Raw genomic sequence first — 19,358 nt, forward strand, 5'->3', positions numbered from 1 at the left:
CAACCGGTGCGGATTTCTGTAATTTCATTCGAGAAGTCATACACATTTGACAAAAGAACGCATGTTCGTTATTATAATCTCATGATAGGAAAAGAAAGAACTTACATCTGCATAGATCTTAAATCCTTCTACGCATCGGTTGAATGTGCGGAAAGAGGCCTCGATGTCATGACAACGCGCCTTGTCGTAGCCGATCCGGAGCGCTCCGATAAGACGATATGTCTCGCCGTATCACCTGCAATGAAGGCTCTCGGCGTTCGCAACAGATGCCGCGTTTTTGAGATACCCAAGAACATCGATTACATTATGGCTGTTCCCAGAATGCAGAAATATCTTGATTATTCCGCCGAAGTATACGGAATCTACCTGAAATATATTTCCAAAGACGATATCCATGTTTACTCTGTTGACGAAGCATTTATGGATGTCACTGAATATCTTAACCTGTACCATATGACTGCAAGGCAGCTAGGACAGCAGATCATGGATGATATAGACAAGACTTTAAATATTCGCGCAACCTGCGGCATCGGTAGCAATCTCTTCCTTGCCAAGATTGCCCTTGATATAACCGCCAAGCACTCTCCCGATTTCATCGGCGAACTTGATGAAAAGAAATACCTCGAGACTTTATGGGACCACAGGCCGCTCACCGATTTCTGGCGCATCGGAAAAGGCATCGCAAACCGTCTTGCAACCTACGGAATGCTCACCATGAAAGATATTGCAAACGGCGATGAGAACCTGCTGTACAAGCTGTTTGGTGTAAATGCGGAACTCCTCATAGACCACGCCTGGGGACGCGAACCTGTGACGATAAGCGATATAAAATCCTACCGCTCTTCAACCCACTCGCTCAGTCAGGGGCAGGTACTTATGAGTGATTACACTTTTGAGAAAGGACTTATAATCGCAAAAGAGATGACGGATGTTATGTGTCTTGATATGGTCGACAAAGACCTTGTCAGTAAGTCTTTTACCCTTATGGTCGGTTATGCCAAAGGAGCTCCGATTCCTTCCGCCAAGGGCACTTTTTCACTAGATACGGAGACCAACGCTTCGATGCTTCTGATTCCCGGAATCGCCGACCTCTACAAGCATATTGTCAATCCCGCATATAATGTTCGTCGAATGTATGTCATTGCAAACAATGTCATCCCCGAGGAATATACTCAGTATTCATTCTTCGTTTCTCCCGCCGACCTCGAACGCGACAGGCGGATGCAGAAAGCTGTACTTGAGATAAAAAATAAATTTGGAAAAAATGCAATTTTAAAAGGGCTTAACTTCGAAGAAGGCGCAACGACCAGAGAACGAAATAATCAGATTGGCGGACACAAGGCTTAAATTTTGATTTTGTCAGAGGATATAGATATGAGACAGAAAATGTCAATGGATAAAAGAGCTGCCCAATTCCTGCCGTTTCAGGCGGTCAAAGGGCTTGATGAAGCTCTTTTGGCAAAAGAAAAAATAAAAGTACCAAAAATCGAGCTCTCCGACGAGATGGCCGAAGAACTCAATAAAAAAATGCACAATATTAAAAAGGGCTCGATCATCACTTGCATATACTTTTGCAAAGGCGAGTACCTGAAAATGACGGGCATGGTTGCCCGTTTTGATGAAGTTGCAAGAATCCTTAGGATCGTAAATACCAAAATACCCTTCGATGATATTCTCGACATCAGCTTTCCGGAATAAACATAAGCATTATATCAGTCCTTCACTCTCAAGCTTATTTAAAAGTCCTATACAACCTTCCGTAACGTCGAGCCATGTCGCATCAAAACGTCCCGTATACCACGGATCCGCAACATCGCCGTCCCTCTCTGTAAAATCCAGCATCTTATAGATCTTATTATCGGTATCTTCGCCGTATATCATCTGCATATTTCTGATATTTGCTCTGTCCATCCCGATAATATAATCAAATTTTTCATAATCGCTCTTAGTTGTCTGTTTGGCTCTCTTATCGCCTACTCCAAGTTCATTGTCCGCAGTCCCGATGCCGTGCTCTCTCAGCTTCGCTTTTGCCTGCGGATAAATCGGATTCCCGACTCCATGCCAGATTTCTTCCGTGCTCGTCGCGGCCGACTCGATATAAAACTTATCCTCCAGCCCGCGCTTCTTAACCATATCTTTTAAAACAAACTCTGCCATTGGTGAACGGCATATATTGCCGTGGCAGACGAATAGTATCTTAATCATTCCCTAAATCCTCATATTTCCTAGCATTCATGCTATTTTCATTTTTTTATAAGTCGGCATATCATTGCATATTTTAGCGTTATTTTGCAACCGGTAGGGTTAAAAACGGGGTTAAAAATTTTGAGTTTAACCCTGCATTTTTTTGTAGGGTTAAAAATAGGGTTAAAACTTTGTGGTTAGACCCTTTCAGTCCAAAAATAACATTTGCCGTTTCCCCATGGCAAAATGGATATAATAATTTAACCCTCAAATCATATTGCCTTTAAGGTTTTAAGCGACTTTAGCTCTCTTTGAGCATCCTCAAATCCAACATGAGTGTATGTATTTAATGTAACACTTATATCTGAATGCCCCATCAGATATTGAAGGGTCTTTGGATTCATTCCCGACTTTGCCATTTTACTGCAATAAGTATGCCTGCAGATATGCGGAGACACAAATGGTATCTGTATCTTGTAGATACGATTGTATTTATCGCGGATGTGCTTGAAATAATGATCCCAATGAAGCGAATATACAACGCTTCCATCCTTATCAAAATACAGAAATCCCGCTTTGCCATCTATCATAGGCTCAGGCTTGGGTGGTCGTCTGTTTGCTATTATTGTCTTAAAACACTCTTCCACCTCAGGAGTCATAGGAATCTTCCTACGACCGCTCTCCGTCTTGGTCTCCTCAATATAATACCCTACATGAGCACCTTTTTGAAGTTGATGATCAATATTAACAGAATGATCCTCAAAGTCTATATCTGATAATGTAAGACCACAAAATTCAGATATTCTCAGTCCTGTATTAAACAGAATATAGATTCCTTCATAATACTTCTTGTAATGGTTATCTTCCTTGATAAACTTAAGAAACTTGCGCTCCTCTTCCCGAGATAAGGCATCTCGCCTTGTAGAATCATTTACAACAACATTAACCAGCTCAAAATCGAATGGATTCTTGCGGATAAGATCATCATCCATTGCAAGTTTAAAAGCAGGTCTGACAAGCCCCCTGATTGTATGAATCTGGGAATAGCTCTTACCTTTCTCCTTTTGAAGCTGAATAAGCCATAGCTTGGCATCTGACTTACGCACAAGATCAATTCTCTTCTTTCCAAAAGGGTCCTTTGCAAGAAAATTCAGAACTGTCTGATATCCGCGTCTTGTTGATATCCTAACGCCCACGCGGGTAGCAACATACTTCTGAACCAACTCCAAGACCGTAAGGTCTCCTCCATTAGATACTATCTTATCAAAGCTGTCTGCATGGATTTTCTTCTCCATTTCACGAAGAGATTCCGTATACTTCTTGCCTTCAGGCGCCTTGTCATTCTTAGCAAGTCTCCAGCTATAAATTGTCTTACGATGGCCATCCCAAGATGTATATCTAAATCTGTATCGGCCATCCGGCATCTGATATTCTCCATCATGGAGAACTCTTCCTTTTTTATCATACCTTCTTTCTATTTTAATCAGCTCCTTCCAACACAAACGGAGAAGCAGCATTTTTTTACGCTTCATCTATTGTACCTTTACAATAAAAAAAGCGCCAGAATGCCGCCCCTTATATAACTCCTGCATCATCAAGATACTCTTCAAATTTCCTGCGCTTTATTCTGACATGTGAGCCTATTTCTATCACAAATTCCTCATTCAGGTTATCTGAAACGAGACTGCGAAGTCTCTTCTCTCCGATACCATAATAGGAAGCCGCTTCCTGTATACTAAGTGAATACTTTCGCCACACCGGCACTTCAATCTTTTCCATTTCTCTTTTTCCCCACTTTCAAATCCAACTGAATATTCAAAGCCTTAGCTATATCCCGACTCATAACGTTTTCGGGAAGTTTACCTATCCTCGCTATAAGCCTCTTCTTATCTATTGTCATAACCTGCTCTGCCATACAGGCTGATTCCATATCAAGTCCTGCAATTTTACCTAACAGAACATGCGTAGGCATTCCTGCGCTTTTATGAATCTTTGTCGTTATAGGCACAACAGAAACCGTCGGTGAATACTTATTCCCTTTATTGTTCTGCACAATAATTACCGGCCTCTCGCCTTTTTGTTCCGATCCGACACCTGCTCCTAAGTCAGCAAGATATATCTCTCCACGTCTAACCATGATCACACTCTCTCCTTCCATTTATGTAAAAAGAAGGCACCCACTGCCAGTACACAGTGGAATACCTTCTAAAAATCAAACAGTTATATGTTCCCCTATTTGCCCACGGCGCCCCGGAGAACGGGAAGTCACTAAGCGGCTGCAGCACAGCTCCATAGGCTCAACCCTTCCTGCGGTTCTCGCAAGACCGCTCCCATTACGATGAGTTGTGGCTGAGCGGAAGTATCATTATACCCGTAGCTGTCATCGCCAGTGCCGGTGCTACCGACATTCCAGTGAGGCTATATCGCGCAAGGCGTACCTTTGGGGCTACATACTACGGGAACGTACTTAGTGAATGTATATTCTCTTGTCAAAGTACAGACAAGGGAAAATCCCTTCACTAATAACTACAGAAATAAGGCAAAAGGTAAGTCTCTTTTGAAAAAAATAAAAAAGCAACCTTCCAAGAATGGGCTCCAATTGCCCAAACAGAAGATTGCCTTTTAACTTTCCAAAATTTAAATTTTTTTCAGCATCTCTTGATACCACATTTCAGCTATATCATCCGATGTTTTTTCTGTATTTGTATAAATCTCATCATATTGATAATCTGCATTAAGCTTATTATTCTTAATCTTACTACTCACACTAAAAGTTTTACTCCGCTAGATTCAACCCACCTCTTGATTTCATCCAGCCACTTCAATAGCCTTTCAGATGGCTCCACTCGTAATTTTAGCTTAATAAAAATATTATCAGAACTGATACCTGGAAAATCTTTTTTAAACTCTGCCCCTTTAATATAATTCAAGTAGTTTTCAATCTTATCAAGCAACTGAGATTGTAATTCCTCAGAATCTTCAAGCACATCAGGCACTATGATAACTAAATCAATTCCACCATCAACTCTTTTACCGATAATGTCAATTGAATTTGTGTCCATATTTTTCAGCTCCTATTTTTCAATATTTTTATCATACTATATGTTTTCAAATTCTTTGTATCTCTTGTCTCAGCATATAACAATGGCATTTCAGATGCCAATACCGAGTATACTTCACCATATTCTAAGTCAATATACTTTTCTAATACAGATAATATTGTTTTCTCAATAGATGCATTATAATCATTCTCTTTAATAATAACAGATATATACGAATCATTTCTTTCGCATAAAAAATCATAATCAAATGATGCTACTTTATAATTCTTAGGTAAAGAATATAACGAAAAACTCAAAGGCAAATCGCCTCCATTTATGCTTTCAAAAATTTCTTTTTCTTTACGCTTTACAGTCATTATTTTTCCAGAAGAAAACTTTCCATTTTTTATACCAATGTGAGTGTGCTCATACCCTAAATTATCTATTATTTCTTTAATATCTGTATAAAATTCTATCCAATTTCCTTTTTTGCTCCCCACATTGTTATTGATATTTTCATTTCTGCAATATCAGCTTTCAATAGAGACCTCTCTACACATAAATGTCAGCACAGAAACATCGTCATCCTCTAGCACTATCTTTACTACCCCCTCTTCAAAAGCAATATCTATAATTGAATCATAATCTATCTCATTTTCTCTTTTATCCGAATCCCAATTATAATTTGTAATATCCAAAAAACACAAAACGACATTTTTTAGTTCTGGGGTTCCTTCTTGATAGCCAGCTTGTTTCCACATACATAAATCAATATCCAATTTAACTATTCCATCAGTATAAACCAATCCATTTACGCAACTATCATTAAAATTAATTTTCTCAACCAATTCCTTAACCAGCATTTCTTATCCTTCTCCTTTAATAACAATATGCGATGCCCTTGAACCTTTACCTACAGGATTACCATCTATATCCAAATAATAGTCTATTTTTTTATTTGTACAATCAGGATTAAGTATATGATAATGATCTACTGCTTCAAATCCATATGCCCCTTCAACACCTTTATCATATCTTATTGTAATCCCTAAATTTGGATCTCTAAATTCTCTTGAAGTAGTGTTTGCCGCCATTTTGGGATTCGTAACATCATCCCATCCTTCCTCAAGCAATTCCTTAGGCGTTTTTGATTGCACATCATTTACCCAAGAACTATTGACCACTTTTCCTGTCTCTTTCGCAGTCTTTGCAACATCCTCCGCAGTATCGCCGGCCACTTTCGTAACATCGCTCGTTCCATCGACAGCCTTTTCTACCTTCTTAACATTTTCCGCTTCTTCAGCAACTTTTTCAACTCTTTTAAGATTAAGCTCTTTAGTTGGCTTAAAGATATCTGTTACTTCACTGAATCCCCCGAAAAACAAATTCATAGAAAAGTTTCCGGCTACATTTTCACCCAGCAACATCCAATCGGATTTTGATAATTCTCCGTCTTTAGATAGCTCTTGATACAGTTCTCTTGTGTCCAACACAAGATCCTGAATGTTCTCTTTCGCTTGTTTCGCGGCAAATCCTACATCTTTTCCAACTTCAAACGATGCACTTAGTTCTGATGTAAAATAATATAGAATAAGAACTCCGGTTACTTCTCCTGCTTTAAATTCTTTTGAATTCTGCAATTTAGAATTCTCTATAGCCGCTTCCATCTCTTTGTCGAAATCACCTCTGAAATCTTTATATGAATTCACAAACAGATGGATATATTTATTAGTATCCGTTCCAAAGCAATGGTCAATAAGAGATGAGCCCTTCTCAATAATTAATCCTGTAGTATGCGACATAATAAAATCGGAACAATCAAGAGTAAAATCTACAAGATTATATATTGGCTTTCGTACTCCCATCATAAAGCTACCAAGCTTTGAAACCTTGTTAGCCAAAGCAGAATATCTCTTGTATATCGCCTTTTCTTCATTAGTTCTAAGTATAGGACAACCAAGTATAGGATCATACTTTAAAGAACCGAGTTCTTTTCTTACAAGCTGCTGTGCTTCTTTCACCTCCTCAGGTGACAACTTATAATTAGGAGATAGCCATTTATCAACTTTGGCATCAAGTTCCTTCTTGCTGTTAACAGCATCTTGAACCCCCATAATCCCAAGAGCAGTACCTATTTTTGCCCCAAGCATAGTAAGCTCAATAGAGTTCTTTGCAATATCAGGTTGATAAACGGTCATGCTATCAAGCAAATTAGCTGTTGTTCTCAGCTTCTTTTGCATATCCTTTTCCGCATCAAAGAACCCTGTTTTATCAACAGTATAGGAGCTCCATCTATCGAACTCTAATAGCTTGTTTATGCATTTATCAAGAAATCCGCTACCATAACAGAAATCTTCAAATACATATATCGCACTAGCAAAATCCGGTGTTTCAAAATCTGCGAATTCGCCAAATTCATCATCGAGTTCCTGCGCCAGATGCATTACCTTTCTTCCATGATAATCCATAGATTCAGAAACTCTTTGATAATCGCTTCTCACTTTCTTTAAAACCGGCATTTTTATTCTTGCAATAGGCGATGCATCCACGGTATCTCTGAATGTATTTGCTATTTCACAATATTTCTTGTATATAGCACTCTGAAGCTCATATTTATCATCGAGAAACTTCTGATGAGCCGAAATATACAATTTCGATTTATCAGCAGTTTCTCCAACAAAAGTATCATTACTGCAATATCTGCCATAAACAGAATACAACATCGCAGCTTTTGAATTATACGCTTCAAGAGCATGTAACAAATCATCAATGAACCTATTTGTTTTTTCAGCATCGTATTCCAAATATTCAGACATATCATTTAGAACTAACATCATTTCTTGCCGGTCTCCTTACATCCTTTCTGCGCAGGATTCTGCTTCAATTTCAGCTTCAAGCTCACTTATTCTTTCTTCACATTCTCTTATCAATTCGTGTAGCCTTTCTATTGCCTTCTGAATGTTAGAAAGAAGCCTCTCTGTAGCACGTAATCCGGAAGATACTTTGCTATCTATTTCAGCCTGATATTCTTTAGCTCTCTGACTAAAATTGCCTCTCCATTCATCAGCACTACTCATATCATACGTTCTGTTTGGTTTGAGTACATCACTCTCTATAATTGCTTGTTCCTGCCTTATAGTTTCAGCTGCAGATTCAAGTTTATCAATTTTGTTCCAATATTCTGATATGCGACGTTCAAGCTCGTGTATTTCCGATCTTCTCCCCATTACTTCTTTGTTCCTCCAATATTTCCATGTGCTATATTCACAGTAAGGCTTTCGCTTGCAGCATGATCAACGGCAATCATGCCGTCTCGAACTTTAAAAAGTGCATTGGGTAACGACACTGATGCGACTTTATTGTAAAAGTAATCGGTACGGTACATTTCCTCTAAGATGTTATACATTTTGCATCCACCGGTTATTCCGCAAAAAGCTTCTGCTCCAGCAAGCGGTGAATCAGTAATTGCAAGCTCCGCCGCTGCTCCTCTCATATCCTCAACGATACCGGTAAATATGCCGGTATCCATAAATACTTTATTTTCTGCCATATATTTCTTTTCCTTGTTTTTAATATTTTGTAACAAATTAGTAATATTTTATCACGCACAAATATACGTCTGCAAGCACGGAAAATCATAAGGAAATAGCGATACAGCCGTATATAAGCTGCATCGCCACAATCAATTTTATTCGAGCGACCTCAAATAGGCCGCTCTCCTTCTTTTATTAAATATCCAACACATACCTCATCTGCCTTATCGCCGACTGCAATGAATAATGCACAGCCTGTCGTGACACGCCTTCAATTTCCGCAATCTCCGTTTCATTAAATCCATGGAAAAAGAACATTCGTAGCCTCCTTTGAAGCTTTTCCGGCAACTGATTTATCGCAACGCGAAGAACATAAGCATTTATCGCTTCTTCCGGATCAATGGCTTTTGGCACGCCTCTAAGGTAATCCATAGCCTTCCTATTCACCTCCATGCCATCTTCATAGGCATTCATATCCGTGTGGCGATAATCCTGCATCTGGAGCTTCTTCTCCAAACGCTCATACTCCGCAAATACCTCTCCCTGCTCAGGCGTTATGATGATATATGGCTTAAAGAGATTAAGTTCAAATCCATCGCACGCCTCCAGCTCCTCACGGGACAGATCTGTAGCTATCGCCCATTTTGCATCTCCCTCGATTCCGGGGTAATGCTTCTCCAAACTGTACAACTTATATAAATCCTGACTCTTATTTAATTCCCTTGCTATTGAAGGGCGTCCATCTTTTCTATTATTCATTTCTGACCTCCGTTTTGAAAATTCATAAGTTCCCAAAAACGGAAGTCACGGATAGCGCCCAACATAGGTCTCCCACTTATGCACCTGCGTTCACACTCAGAGCAACAGAAAGAAGCCTGTAATATGAGCAAAGAAAAAAGACGAAGCAAAACAGAATATCTATCACTAGATACTTCTTTCTGTTTTGCTCCGCCTTTCAACGATTCTATGTCGTTCATAGCCGCTAACAAACTCTTGCTACCCGCCGCAACCATTCCGATTCACAGCCGGATACGATGCCGGTACGGATAACTCAGGTATTTAATTGTAACAACTATACAGCTTCTTTAGATTCGAACGAAATACGAATATAAATCCGCTGTCTTTCTGCCTTGATTTTCGCCCCGCATTTTGGGCACATTGCTTCAACACCTGAGAAACTCTCACCTTTGAACAGCAATCGCCCGCAGACAGGACAACAGACATAGATCATTTTCTCTTCCACATGTTCCAAGACCTATACCCCCTCTTTTGAAATTACTGCTCCCCCTCAAAAGATAGGTTTTAAACCTTGTCGCGTAATATAATAACACCACATTTTACTTTTTATTCCATCAACTTGTTATCAATTTAATGTACTAAAACCATCAAATAACCATCAGCAATCCATCAAATGCTTTTTTACCATAAAAGAGCTACTGTCTCACATATAAATGCAAAACAGCAGCTCTAAAGCTCACCTTGCTCTGTCATATTGGTCCCTTTCTTCTTGTTCTCTGCAGCATGCGTATATGTACATGCTGATTCCCAGATACTTGATAGCCTCTCTTTTCTTACGTTCTATAGACGCGGTAGAAAGATTCTCCGCTCGCGCCATCTCCTCATTTGATATAGATTCCGAATTCAGATAGTAATTCTCAATAATCCGCTTATAGAGGTCGCCCTCGCCTGTTCCACCTGCAATCTTCTCCAGTACCATATCAATTACCGACCGCATCCAGGTACAATCCCTGAGATTTTGGAATATCCTGTCAAGATACTCAGTAGATTCTTTTAAAGGTAATCTCATTGCCTCCAAAAAATCCCTTCGCATCGATATCTTTTGATCACGGATCCCATCACTGTCCAAATTGATCTTAAACAGCTGCGGTATCTCAAAGCCACTCCGATAGTGTTCCAACAAGAGCTTCGTCAGATCGCACACATCCTTAGGTTCAAATCCGTTACTAATACATAAATTGTTAATGCGCTGCTCATTTCGGGATATAGTTGCCATAACCAAACCTCCCTCCGCATTATGATATCTATTTTTCCCTACTACTATATGCATCACTAAGCGCCTTGGCATACGTAAGCACCAAGATAAAATCTGCCTCCGTCATATTACGTAAATATGTGACTATTTCCATTTCTTTATCAGATAAATACATGCCACTTTTTGGCTCCGCAGTCGGTTTAAAAAAATCGCTCAAAGATATTCCAAACACATCACATATCTTTTGTATTGTTTGAATCTGTGGCATGCTGGTCCGTCTTCGCATCGCGGACATAGTCGAAGTAGTTACTCCGGACAGCTCACACAGCCTGTATTCTGACATATTCTTTTCGCCACGTAGATTATCAATCCTATCAATCAGCCATTTAGCAGTAACATCCATTGTGGTAAAAAAACCTCCAATCCCCACGAAGTACTACATAATTATTGTAGAGTAATAACTTACTGCATTTAACCTAACTGAATCGAGGATTTACTTGACTGTAGTAAGGTGATTTTTTATTAGAACTTTATTGAAACATCCGCTTCAAAGGTATATTATATTTATACCCAAACATTAGTTCTTTTTTTGATTGAGGTTATATGTTATGAGTAGAGTGATTGATACTGTAGACGTCATCTGCCAGCACAAGTCGAACGGCGAAGTAATTCCCCTCCGCTTCCGGCTGATGAACGAAGATGGCCAATATGAAAATTATACGATAAAAGGTTATAGAACCATAACCCATCCGGGGCCTTATACTACTCCGGACGGGCTCTATGTTTCTTACTCAACATTTGTTTTTGAATGTATTGTTGTCGTGCTTGATTACAAGCGGAAGGTACGATTATATTTTGATACACATAACAGTAAGTGGCGGATTGCGATATAAAAGCGCTTGCCCGCTCTATCTCTATAATGTTTAATCCGCATCTATTCGCAAATAGTATTTTCCGCAATGTAAACAGCGGAACAAGTAACCACAAAGACTCCCATCTTTTACCAGATACTCACGTGCATTATCATATCCATCAAAAGAGCCGTCTGCTTCAAAAAGATCATCCGCAATGCCTAGTTCATCCAATTCTTTTGTCCCTACCGTACCAATATATTCGCAATAATCATTGCAACAAACCGCCCAGTTTTCACCTTGCCAACTCACATATCCCGGCGTCCTACAAAATAATTCTTCTGTAGCAGCTTCATTATCTATCGAATCAGCGTCCTGAATAAAAGAACCATCAAACTTTTCAGCCGCTTTGCCACTTGCAACACAATCCATGCAGATACAATCTACCTTCGCCCTTGTATACATATGCTGAACATAAGCTTCTACTTCCTTGCCACAACAATTACAAACACCCTTGCTAAACTTTACTTCTCCACTTTCATAAACATTGGGGTGATATTTAAACTTAGGTAATTTATTCTTATCCATATAACGCGTCTCCATTCATAAAATCATTTACGTGCCTCTCTCCTAGCATCTCTGACTTCACTTTCTATTGAACCACGAATAACTGCTCCCAAAAATATGATCAATGCAGCTATTCCTATAAGAATTACCATCACTTTCCACGAAGTATATAAAACCATTTGAATGATTTTAATATTTACGAAATATTCTCAATGCCCCCTCAAATCAAATTCACTAGATATCCCATAATAGTCTCCCCAAGTATATAAAATGTAATAATTGTCACTATCAATGTTTGTGTCAAAGTACACAATCTGCGTTTCAATTTGTTTTATTTCGCTATCACTTTGAGGTTTAACATGATATTTTTCATTAAACTGAGCATAGTATAAATTTAAATCATCTTGTGACAACTCACTTTTTATTAATAGCGCACCAAAATATTGCATTCCATTGCCATTTCCGCACAGTTTCGCCGCCATAGATTTTTCTTCAACTATTACTGTTTTTTCGGGAAGAGGAATCTGTTGTAATTCATTTACAATATTTTTTGCGACATGATCATTATTGATAGGACACAAAATATATAGCAAAAGTACTCCTGCTATTATTAATGCGGGAATAAATTTAATAATTTTTAAAAAAACTTGATTTTTCAATATAGTTTCTCCTCGTATAATTACAGTGTATCAGTTATTATATTCAGAAAATGAATTAGGTTATTTTTCAAGGTAAATGCAATTTTAAATGCATTTACTCTGACCGGTATATGGTGTTGCATCTAGTTTGAAGAATATGGATATAAAAATGGCTCAGCCAAATCTCTTAATCTGACTGAACCATAATATTACAATACTGAAATATCAAGTTCTGCTTCAAAAGCCTTCTTCTTACCTTCACATTCCTGTATTGCTTTTTGTATATTTTTTTTAGCAACTAAGAGTTCAGACATGAATTTTTCTGTATCCTTAAGGTTTTTCCGAATTCCCACAACAATCTTCTTCCGATGTTCCTCCGCTCCTTCGTATATATCATTCCCGTATATCTTAAGTGGAGTCATGTCATAAGTCTTTGTTGGTTCATAAACGTCCTTAACAATACTCTCGTAATCTAATTTTATTACTTTATAACTTTCTTCAAGCATAATGAGGTCGTTCTCATATTCTTTGAGCTGTTCATCGAGTTTCTTTATTTCTAGACGTTTTTCACTTCGATTCAATGTCCTACCTCCGACAATATATACAAAAACACTTAATTCTTACATTACTCGTTTAGCTGATTGCAAATAGTTAAAGCACGATTGTAATATTGTTTTAATTCTTCTACCGGAACATAACCTGTAACACTTTCATATGCTTCAATGGCTTTTTGCTCAGCATCTATCCATCCGGTAGTAACCAAAGATGATCTATCAAAATTATTATTGCATATAAAAAACATGCCCGAATGCATATTTTTTTCTGTTCCGTCGTCTGCTATTAAAGTTCGAGTATCATCGTAACTGCCTTCAATTTGTTTTCCATCTTTATCTTTGTTCTGTACGCTAACTGTAAGCTCTCCCTTTTTTACTTTTTTATCAGGTTCTTCAACAACAATTTCATATTTTATAAATTTGACCTTTGCAATGCCAAGGGTATAAAAATATGTAACAGCTCCTTCTTTTATAGAAAAGTTTTTATACCCAGAGAACTCTACAGATTCACCAGCTTTATTAGCTTTTTCTGTTATCATTTCTTTTTTATAGTTAATAAAAAAATATATTGCTACCGCTATAATAAATGCGAAAAATACAATACATATTATTTTTTTGAGTACTTTTTGTGGCATGTTTATTCTCCCGCTAAAAAAATTATTTCCAGTCTATTCCGCTTTCGTCGGCTATATAATCAAGAAATTCCTCTTTTGTCTTCTTGACTTTAGTAAGATTGGTCTTAGAGGTTGCTGTTATGAGAAGCGCAGAAGCGGTTTTATAATTCAATTTTGTTTTTAGTACTGTCATTCCAATTTTAGCATTACCATAGCCCATGTTTTGCAAAAATTCTGTTGCTTCATTAATAGAACCATCACAAACATCTATATTATATTCAACCATGGTGTTCCATATATCACCATCTTCACTTTTTTTCATACGATAATATATATTGTATGCTGAAACATCTGACATTTTATCATCATCACCCATACTTCCGGAATATACATCACCTTTAAATCCTACAAGTTCACCTACGTTATCGTCTAATGTAGCTGCACCTTTATAGATATTGTCATCTGCCATCACCGAATATATAGCACATTCATGCGCAAAATCACGCTTTTCATTTTTTTTGCAAGTATTATGTTGATTATTTACCGCATCATAAAGCGCTTTACCATCTGCGCCAATAGCATCAAAATATGCAACAGCTTCACTTGGAGACATTTTATTATTTCCCATAAGTTTAAATTGCCATGAATCTGCCGAATATTGAGTGAACAAACACGCAAGTGCAGTATAAAAAGAATCAGCTTTTTCTCTGTTTCCTGTTTTTTCTGCATCTTTATAATGTTCACAATGCTTTAAATATGCATCATTAAAAAGCTTCGATTCTTCTTTGCTAAATCCATATAATTTTTCCATAGATTCTATGTATTTAACTTCATTTATTTCAGCATTTGATTTTATATTATCAATAGAAAACTTTTTCTTTACCAAAGACCATTTTCTAGGCGTTTTATACCTTGGTGAAACAAGGCTTATTCTATTTGAAGCCATCAATCTCGGCGCCAAATTAATTGAATTCAAAGTTGCATCTGTTCCGAGTGCCACAAGACTTATCGTCTGCTTATCAATTTCAACAGCATGAGAATGTATTGAATCAAGTCCTGCCGCTTTATCTGATATTTCTTCTATATGTCCCTGAATAGCATCCTTAATACCTGAATTAAACAGACGATTGCTTGCTTCGTCGTCGAATTCTTCAACCTTCTTTATGCAATCATAAAGAAAACCTCCGGTGCCGCAAAATTCATCATAGTCAGCTAAAGTATCCCTTACATATACTTCTTCTATGTCTCCGCAGTATTTTCTGAATTTATCGACATCTTCCATTGTTTTCTGCTGGATTGCAAAAGCCAGACTTTCATACTCTTCAAGCTGCCTCTGAAAACGTGTTTTTGTCCTTCCTACTACATCGGTATCTATCTTAGCATCATCGGCAGGATCGACCATAACCTTAAAAGTTTCATCAAGATCAACGTATCTCTTGATCATTTCCTTTGAAAGCTCGTATTGCTGGCGGTTAAATTCAGACTGCTTCGTGCCTATAAATCTCTTAGTAGCTTCAGCGCCTCCGCCTACGAATGTCTCGTTATTCTGATATTTTTCATAGCCTGATTGAAGATAGCCTATGCCTTCCATATAATTATGAGCTGCATTTTCAAAAGTTTCTATAAAATCATGTATCTTCTTAGTATCCCAACTTTTTCCCATTACATTAACTCCAATTTTTTCATGCGTTATCTCTTCGCTCCCTTTCACGGATTTCTTCCTCAAGAGCTGCTATTTCTTCTTCACATTCTCTGATAAGTTCCCGGAGTCTTTCCATTACTTTTTGCAGATCATTCAGGTGCTCTGATGTATTGCTCAGTATTATGCTTGTCTTTGAACATAGATCATTTCTGAAATTATCTGCGTCTTGTTCAAGTTTTCCATACCAATCGCCGGAGCTTGTCATATCAAAGGCTTTATCCGGCTGATAGATATCTTCCTCAATTATCCTACGTTTCTGACTGATAAAATCATATGATTCTTCGCACTCGGCAAGATCTTGTTCATATTCTCTTTTTTCATGTTCTTTCTCTGCTAATCTTGAATGAAGTCCCATCTATTACCTCCGCTTTGTTTCTACAGTAAGCCCTTCGCTGAGGATCCTATCCTGCTCGATCATACTGTCTCGGATCGTCAGAAGTGCTCTTGGAAGACATTCAGAAGCTTCATGCCTGTATGTGTCTGTGGATTTATAGAAAAGTTTAAGAATCTCATTCATCTCACGTCCAACATTCATGCCTTCAAAAACATTCACCTTGCTGAGTGGATCCTTTGAAAGAACACAATTAGCTGAAGTGGTCTGTATCTCATTAACAATATCTGTAAACACCCGCGTGTCTATGTATACGCTTTTTTCTGCCATAAGAATAGCTCCATATTATAAAATAATTATTAACATCTTATCATGTGAGATAGTCTTTATCAATGTTAATTCGTCATCCGGGTGTTCTTTTTAGAATATTAGAAAAATAGTGGGATAGGAGCTTCTATATTTCGGAATAGGCCTATAGATATTTTTATGGAAATTTATAATTCTATCGGATATAAATAGGATTCAGATTGATTTCACTTTAAGAATGTGTTAACGTTATTTTGTTATAAATTCCCAGCTCAGGCCTTATATATTTCTAACCTTAAAATATATAAGCCTCCAAGATGTTCTATATGCCATATAGAACGCAAGAACCTATTAGCCACTCCTCTATGCTAATAGGTTCTTTTTTTAATTTTGATATTTCGCGATGCGCGTTTATATTACCGCTTACATTTTTTATTAGAACTTTATTGAAACATCCGTGTCAAAGGTATATTATATTTATACCCGAACGTTAGTTCTTTTTTGATTGAGGTTATATGTTATGAGTAGAGTGATTGATACTGTAGACGTCATCTGCCAGCACAAGTCGAACGGCGAAGTAATTCCCCTCCGCTTCCGGCTGATGAACGAAGATGGCCAATATGAAAATTATACGATAAAAGGTTATAGAACAATTACCCATCCGGGGCCTTATACTACTCCGGACGGGCTCTATGTCTCTTACTCCACATTTGTTTTTGAATGTGTTGTTGTCGTGCTTGATTACAAGCGGAAGGTACGATTATATTTTGAGACACATAACAGTAAGTGGCGGATTGCGATATAAAGGAACATCTAATCAAATGGCAATTCGTCCGTACCATCTTAATCGTATGACTCAATCATCCACTACATCATATGTTTTTTGTCCATTGTAAAATGATGCAAGTATGTTTTCCTTATTTCTATTATTTAAAAGATTAACCATTACATTTATTCCATACGGTTTATAATTAGAATAGATTGCATTAGATAAAATCGTCATTCCATCTATTACATCATTCCACTGACTCTTTGGAAGTTGTCCCTCTTTTACATAAACTGCTGCTTCCGTCAGTCCATCTTTCCATAAATTTACAATAACATATTTATCATCTCTTTCGATTGTGGAATGAATACCATCTTTCTCTTTCGTTTTTAATAATGCTTCTGTTTGTGCCATAAGAATATCAATCTGCTCATCAGTAGCTATAGAATCCTTACTTTCCTTACTCAGATCAGATTTCATTAATGAGTCTTTTTCGTCTGCCAGCTTATCCTCTTGCGTTTCCTCTTTAACTGGCGACGAAGAAGTTTGCGCTGTAGCCTGAACAGCATCATCCTTCCCCACTGTTATTACTATTTTTTTATTTGCATTTACTTTTGTTCCTGCTGATACGCTCTGTGAAACCACCTTCCAATCAGAGTTATCCCAAATATAACTTCCATCTTGAGTTTTACTTTCAACATCTGAAAATTCAGCATTTTTCAGAGTCGCTAGCGCATCTGCCAAATTATTAGCCATTAAATTCGGCATCTCTACCATTCCCGTATATATAAAATCAAGCTGAATCTTGCCTTCACTGTTGAACGAAGCTTGTTTGACAATCCATAGTTTTTTCTCATTTTCATCCATAGTTGATATCTTATTGGTCATATACATATTCTTAGCGTAATCAACATATAGAATCTCATTGTTTAACGCCTTTGCTTTTTTAGCTGCATCATTCATATTTAATGACACATAATTTGAAGACAGGTAAGCTTCCTTTTTTACGCTATTCAAAACAATTTTCGTGTTCTTATCTACTTTTGTTCCTGCAGAAACACTCTGTGCTGTCACTATCCAATTAGAATCCATCCAGATATCATCGGAAGGTTCTTTAACTACATTGGTAAATCCAATTCCGCCAAGCACAGATAAAGCTTTATCAAGCTGCATACCAACAACATTCACCACTTCAAAAGAAGTATCCGCAATGCCATTATTAAGCACAAAATTGTTCAACTCGATATCTTTGTTATTAGAGTGTAATCTTCCGCTCAAAGTCGAATCAGTCGTGATATTTATCTTCTTTTCAGAAAATACTTTGTTATCAGTACTCTTATAGAATGTTGCAGTATGCTCTCCTTCCTTTAACTTTGTCGAATAGGTAAAATTCTTACCATGAGGGATTGTATCTATCTTTTCCCCATCTAAATACACTTCTATATCATACGTTGCCAAAAATATATTCTGATCAAATGACAAATCAAAATACAACTGAAAATATACTTTCCGACATGTCAAAACTATTTCTTCCGCCTTATCCAATTGTGAGCCCGGAGAAACATTCTGCCCTACAACCAGCCATTCAGAAGTATCAAGTATACTTGTGGAATCATTTGATTCATACCTGACATTGACAAAATGCTTGTTAGCAAGATTCTCTATTGCCTTATCCAAAGCAACATTCTCCATACTATCGTAAACTATAGCCGAATCTGCTATTGATTCACTTGTCCCAAAGGAAGTAATATCCAATGAATCATTAAAACCAAGCGTAAATACTATACTCATATCAGCATTTACATTAACGTTCTGGTTGAGATCATTAAGAATAGCATCATCTACTTTAAATGAAATAACATGATTCCCTTCTTCAACTTCTGCTAATTCCGTATAATATTTACCATCTTCAAATTTATGGAATGGCTGTTCATCAAGGTATAATTCAATGGAATGGTTTTGAAAGACATCTTCAGAAGAAGTGACATTTACGTCAAAATAGAGCTTATGCATCACAATCACAGATTCTTCTGATGAAGCTACGTCACCTTCACTATCAGATTCTTGATTTGTTCCCTGTTCTGATGATTGCACCATAGAAGTTTTAGAATTTTCTTCGCATCCCGCTAGAATCAATAAGCTCAATAAAAAAATGACTATGATACGAACGCTGTATTTCATAACGAATCCCTCATATATTTCTCTCACAAATACAATAAGTTTCTTAAAATACCCGTACATAGAAAGACATTTATATTATCTCATCATATCCTTAAAG

General features: G+C 37.4%; 27 protein-coding genes. 4 read left to right on the plus strand and 23 right to left on the minus strand.

The window, feature by feature from the left end; all coding sequences use genetic code 11:
- Positions 1 to 81: 81 nt before the first annotated feature.
- Both BLP87_RS03120 and BLP87_RS03125 read left to right on the plus strand, forming a co-directional pair.
- The gene (locus BLP87_RS03120) at positions 82 to 1,347 is read left to right on the plus strand and encodes a Y-family DNA polymerase (RefSeq protein WP_176756597.1); all 1,266 of its coding nucleotides are present in this window, start codon (positions 82 to 84) and stop codon (positions 1,345 to 1,347) included.
- A 27-nt stretch (positions 1,348 to 1,374) separates the two neighbouring features.
- Complete coding sequence (locus BLP87_RS03125) at positions 1,375 to 1,698, plus strand: YolD-like family protein (RefSeq protein WP_074461396.1); 324 nt, start codon at positions 1,375 to 1,377, stop codon at positions 1,696 to 1,698.
- Positions 1,699 to 1,707: 9 nt separating this feature from the next.
- On the opposite strand, the gene BLP87_RS03130 is transcribed toward BLP87_RS03125, so the two are convergent.
- The 15 genes from BLP87_RS03130 to BLP87_RS03200 all read right to left on the minus strand — a co-directional run bounded on the left by BLP87_RS03130 (position 1,708) and on the right by BLP87_RS03200 (position 11,154).
- Positions 1,708 to 2,205, minus strand: a complete 498-nt coding sequence (locus BLP87_RS03130) for a low molecular weight protein-tyrosine-phosphatase (protein WP_074461397.1) — start codon at positions 2,203 to 2,205, stop codon at positions 1,708 to 1,710.
- Between the two features lie 251 nt (positions 2,206 to 2,456).
- Positions 2,457 to 3,716 (minus strand): site-specific integrase, encoded by a 1,260-nt coding sequence (locus BLP87_RS03135; protein WP_242871800.1) that lies wholly within the window; start codon positions 3,714 to 3,716, stop codon positions 2,457 to 2,459.
- 43 nt (positions 3,717 to 3,759) lie between these two features.
- Complete coding sequence (locus tag BLP87_RS03140) at positions 3,760 to 3,963, minus strand: excisionase (protein WP_074461398.1); 204 nt, start codon at positions 3,961 to 3,963, stop codon at positions 3,760 to 3,762.
- A complete protein-coding gene (locus BLP87_RS03145) occupies positions 3,950 to 4,321 on the minus strand; it encodes a type II toxin-antitoxin system PemK/MazF family toxin (protein WP_083334438.1) in 372 nt (123 codons plus the stop codon). The genes BLP87_RS03140 and BLP87_RS03145 overlap by 14 nt, the downstream gene beginning before the upstream one ends.
- Before the next feature lie 500 nt (positions 4,322 to 4,821).
- Positions 4,822 to 4,950 carry a hypothetical protein gene (locus BLP87_RS16395; protein WP_278308252.1) on the minus strand — a complete coding sequence of 43 codons (129 nt, stop codon included), beginning with the start codon at positions 4,948 to 4,950 and terminating at the stop codon, positions 4,822 to 4,824.
- A complete protein-coding gene (locus BLP87_RS03150) occupies positions 4,947 to 5,246 on the minus strand; it encodes a DUF6572 domain-containing protein (RefSeq protein ID WP_074461400.1) in 300 nt (99 codons plus the stop codon). The genes BLP87_RS16395 and BLP87_RS03150 overlap by 4 nt, the downstream gene beginning before the upstream one ends.
- A 5-nt stretch (positions 5,247 to 5,251) precedes the next feature.
- Positions 5,252 to 5,725, minus strand: coding sequence for a hypothetical protein (locus tag BLP87_RS03155; protein ID WP_074461401.1), 474 nt, complete (start codon positions 5,723 to 5,725; stop codon positions 5,252 to 5,254).
- A gap of 30 nt (positions 5,726 to 5,755) precedes the next feature.
- Positions 5,756 to 6,088, minus strand: a complete 333-nt coding sequence (locus BLP87_RS03160; protein WP_074461402.1) for a hypothetical protein — start codon at positions 6,086 to 6,088, stop codon at positions 5,756 to 5,758.
- 3 nt (positions 6,089 to 6,091) lie between these two features.
- Positions 6,092 to 8,062, minus strand: a complete 1,971-nt coding sequence (locus tag BLP87_RS03165; RefSeq protein ID WP_074461403.1) for a hypothetical protein — start codon at positions 8,060 to 8,062, stop codon at positions 6,092 to 6,094.
- A 15-nt stretch (positions 8,063 to 8,077) separates the two neighbouring features.
- Positions 8,078 to 8,452 carry a YwqH-like family protein gene (locus BLP87_RS03170; protein ID WP_074461404.1) on the minus strand — a complete coding sequence of 125 codons (375 nt, stop codon included), beginning with the start codon at positions 8,450 to 8,452 and terminating at the stop codon, positions 8,078 to 8,080.
- Positions 8,452 to 8,775, minus strand: coding sequence for a hypothetical protein (locus BLP87_RS03175; protein WP_074461405.1), 324 nt, complete (start codon positions 8,773 to 8,775; stop codon positions 8,452 to 8,454). Before BLP87_RS03175 ends, BLP87_RS03170 begins: the two co-directional genes overlap by 1 nt.
- Positions 8,776 to 8,953: 178 nt before the next feature.
- Complete coding sequence (locus BLP87_RS03180; protein ID WP_074461406.1) at positions 8,954 to 9,517, minus strand: sigma factor-like helix-turn-helix DNA-binding protein; 564 nt, start codon at positions 9,515 to 9,517, stop codon at positions 8,954 to 8,956.
- Positions 9,518 to 9,830: 313 nt separating this feature from the next.
- Positions 9,831 to 9,989 carry a Com family DNA-binding transcriptional regulator gene (locus BLP87_RS16570; RefSeq protein ID WP_420314842.1) on the minus strand — a complete coding sequence of 53 codons (159 nt, stop codon included), beginning with the start codon at positions 9,987 to 9,989 and terminating at the stop codon, positions 9,831 to 9,833.
- Between the two features lie 243 nt (positions 9,990 to 10,232).
- Entirely contained in the window at positions 10,233 to 10,772 is a 540-nt protein-coding gene (locus tag BLP87_RS03195) for a hypothetical protein (RefSeq protein ID WP_026668466.1), read from the minus strand.
- Between the two features lie 28 nt (positions 10,773 to 10,800).
- The gene (locus BLP87_RS03200) at positions 10,801 to 11,154 is read right to left on the minus strand and encodes a helix-turn-helix domain-containing protein (protein ID WP_051199068.1); all 354 of its coding nucleotides are present in this window, start codon (positions 11,152 to 11,154) and stop codon (positions 10,801 to 10,803) included.
- A gap of 205 nt (positions 11,155 to 11,359) precedes the next feature.
- Here BLP87_RS03200 and BLP87_RS03205 point away from each other — a divergent pair, with 205 nt between their 5' ends.
- The gene (locus BLP87_RS03205; RefSeq protein ID WP_027208795.1) at positions 11,360 to 11,644 is read left to right on the plus strand and encodes a hypothetical protein; all 285 of its coding nucleotides are present in this window, start codon (positions 11,360 to 11,362) and stop codon (positions 11,642 to 11,644) included.
- Between the two features lie 30 nt (positions 11,645 to 11,674).
- Here BLP87_RS03205 and BLP87_RS03210 read toward each other — a convergent pair whose 3' ends face one another.
- The 7 genes from BLP87_RS03210 to BLP87_RS03240 form a co-directional block, all read right to left on the minus strand.
- Positions 11,675 to 12,190 carry a CbrC family protein gene (locus BLP87_RS03210; protein WP_026668465.1) on the minus strand — a complete coding sequence of 172 codons (516 nt, stop codon included), beginning with the start codon at positions 12,188 to 12,190 and terminating at the stop codon, positions 11,675 to 11,677.
- 188 nt (positions 12,191 to 12,378) lie between these two features.
- On the minus strand, positions 12,379 to 12,828 hold the full coding sequence (locus tag BLP87_RS03215; protein WP_034469715.1) for a hypothetical protein: 450 nt from the start codon (positions 12,826 to 12,828) through the stop codon (positions 12,379 to 12,381).
- 188 nt (positions 12,829 to 13,016) lie between these two features.
- The gene (locus BLP87_RS03220; protein WP_026668463.1) at positions 13,017 to 13,388 is read right to left on the minus strand and encodes a hypothetical protein; all 372 of its coding nucleotides are present in this window, start codon (positions 13,386 to 13,388) and stop codon (positions 13,017 to 13,019) included.
- A 44-nt stretch (positions 13,389 to 13,432) separates the two neighbouring features.
- Positions 13,433 to 13,996 carry a hypothetical protein gene (locus BLP87_RS03225; protein ID WP_026668462.1) on the minus strand — a complete coding sequence of 188 codons (564 nt, stop codon included), beginning with the start codon at positions 13,994 to 13,996 and terminating at the stop codon, positions 13,433 to 13,435.
- Between the two features lie 22 nt (positions 13,997 to 14,018).
- A complete protein-coding gene (locus BLP87_RS03230) occupies positions 14,019 to 15,638 on the minus strand; it encodes a hypothetical protein (protein ID WP_143002072.1) in 1,620 nt (539 codons plus the stop codon).
- Between the two features lie 19 nt (positions 15,639 to 15,657).
- Positions 15,658 to 16,032: a hypothetical protein gene (locus tag BLP87_RS03235; RefSeq protein ID WP_074461408.1), complete on the minus strand. Its 375-nt coding sequence runs from the start codon at positions 16,030 to 16,032 to the stop codon at positions 15,658 to 15,660.
- Between the two features lie 3 nt (positions 16,033 to 16,035).
- Positions 16,036 to 16,338, minus strand: coding sequence for a hypothetical protein (locus tag BLP87_RS03240; RefSeq protein WP_026668459.1), 303 nt, complete (start codon positions 16,336 to 16,338; stop codon positions 16,036 to 16,038).
- Between the two features lie 496 nt (positions 16,339 to 16,834).
- Between BLP87_RS03240 and BLP87_RS03245 the strand changes: the two genes are divergently transcribed.
- Positions 16,835 to 17,119, plus strand: coding sequence for a hypothetical protein (locus BLP87_RS03245; RefSeq protein WP_026654598.1), 285 nt, complete (start codon positions 16,835 to 16,837; stop codon positions 17,117 to 17,119).
- 51 nt (positions 17,120 to 17,170) lie between these two features.
- On the opposite strand, the gene BLP87_RS03250 is transcribed toward BLP87_RS03245, so the two are convergent.
- Positions 17,171 to 19,261: a PASTA domain-containing protein gene (locus BLP87_RS03250; protein WP_176756592.1), complete on the minus strand. Its 2,091-nt coding sequence runs from the start codon at positions 19,259 to 19,261 to the stop codon at positions 17,171 to 17,173.
- Positions 19,262 to 19,358: the final 97 nt, after the last annotated feature.

This window comes from Butyrivibrio hungatei, from assembly GCF_900101605.1.
Classification (GTDB): Bacteria; Bacillota; Clostridia; order Lachnospirales; family Lachnospiraceae; genus Butyrivibrio; species Butyrivibrio hungatei_B.

Excerpts from the sequence above, each read along its gene's own strand:
- BLP87_RS03125 (WP_074461396.1), top strand. The coding sequence starts at position 1,375 with ATGAGACAGAAAATGTCAATGGATAAAAGAGCTGCCCAATTCCTGCCG.
- BLP87_RS03195 (WP_026668466.1), bottom strand. The coding sequence starts at position 10,772 with ATGGCAACTATATCCCGAAATGAGCAGCGCATTAACAATTTATGTATT.
- BLP87_RS03135 (WP_242871800.1), bottom strand. The coding sequence starts at position 3,716 with ATGAAGCGTAAAAAAATGCTGCTTCTCCGTTTGTGTTGGAAGGAGCTG.
- BLP87_RS03245 (WP_026654598.1), top strand. The coding sequence starts at position 16,835 with ATGAGTAGAGTGATTGATACTGTAGACGTCATCTGCCAGCACAAGTCG.
- BLP87_RS03170 (WP_074461404.1), bottom strand. The coding sequence starts at position 8,452 with ATGGGGAGAAGATCGGAAATACACGAGCTTGAACGTCGCATATCAGAA.
- BLP87_RS03130 (WP_074461397.1), bottom strand. The coding sequence starts at position 2,205 with ATGATTAAGATACTATTCGTCTGCCACGGCAATATATGCCGTTCACCA.
- BLP87_RS03145 (WP_083334438.1), bottom strand. The coding sequence starts at position 4,321 with ATGGTTAGACGTGGAGAGATATATCTTGCTGACTTAGGAGCAGGTGTC.
- BLP87_RS03250 (WP_176756592.1), bottom strand. The coding sequence starts at position 19,261 with ATGAAATACAGCGTTCGTATCATAGTCATTTTTTTATTGAGCTTATTG.
- BLP87_RS16570 (WP_420314842.1), bottom strand. The coding sequence starts at position 9,989 with ATGATCTATGTCTGTTGTCCTGTCTGCGGGCGATTGCTGTTCAAAGGT.
- BLP87_RS03235 (WP_074461408.1), bottom strand. The coding sequence starts at position 16,032 with ATGGGACTTCATTCAAGATTAGCAGAGAAAGAACATGAAAAAAGAGAA.
- BLP87_RS03180 (WP_074461406.1), bottom strand. The coding sequence starts at position 9,517 with ATGAATAATAGAAAAGATGGACGCCCTTCAATAGCAAGGGAATTAAAT.
- BLP87_RS03165 (WP_074461403.1), bottom strand. The coding sequence starts at position 8,062 with ATGATGTTAGTTCTAAATGATATGTCTGAATATTTGGAATACGATGCT.
- BLP87_RS03160 (WP_074461402.1), bottom strand. The coding sequence starts at position 6,088 with ATGCTGGTTAAGGAATTGGTTGAGAAAATTAATTTTAATGATAGTTGC.
- BLP87_RS03240 (WP_026668459.1), bottom strand. The coding sequence starts at position 16,338 with ATGGCAGAAAAAAGCGTATACATAGACACGCGGGTGTTTACAGATATT.
- BLP87_RS03140 (WP_074461398.1), bottom strand. The coding sequence starts at position 3,963 with ATGGAAAAGATTGAAGTGCCGGTGTGGCGAAAGTATTCACTTAGTATA.
- BLP87_RS03210 (WP_026668465.1), bottom strand. The coding sequence starts at position 12,190 with ATGGATAAGAATAAATTACCTAAGTTTAAATATCACCCCAATGTTTAT.
- BLP87_RS03150 (WP_074461400.1), bottom strand. The coding sequence starts at position 5,246 with ATGGACACAAATTCAATTGACATTATCGGTAAAAGAGTTGATGGTGGA.
- BLP87_RS03205 (WP_027208795.1), top strand. The coding sequence starts at position 11,360 with ATGAGTAGAGTGATTGATACTGTAGACGTCATCTGCCAGCACAAGTCG.
- BLP87_RS03230 (WP_143002072.1), bottom strand. The coding sequence starts at position 15,638 with ATGGGAAAAAGTTGGGATACTAAGAAGATACATGATTTTATAGAAACT.
- BLP87_RS03120 (WP_176756597.1), top strand. The coding sequence starts at position 82 with ATGATAGGAAAAGAAAGAACTTACATCTGCATAGATCTTAAATCCTTC.
- BLP87_RS03200 (WP_051199068.1), bottom strand. The coding sequence starts at position 11,154 with ATGGATGTTACTGCTAAATGGCTGATTGATAGGATTGATAATCTACGT.
- BLP87_RS03225 (WP_026668462.1), bottom strand. The coding sequence starts at position 13,996 with ATGCCACAAAAAGTACTCAAAAAAATAATATGTATTGTATTTTTCGCA.
- BLP87_RS03175 (WP_074461405.1), bottom strand. The coding sequence starts at position 8,775 with ATGGCAGAAAATAAAGTATTTATGGATACCGGCATATTTACCGGTATC.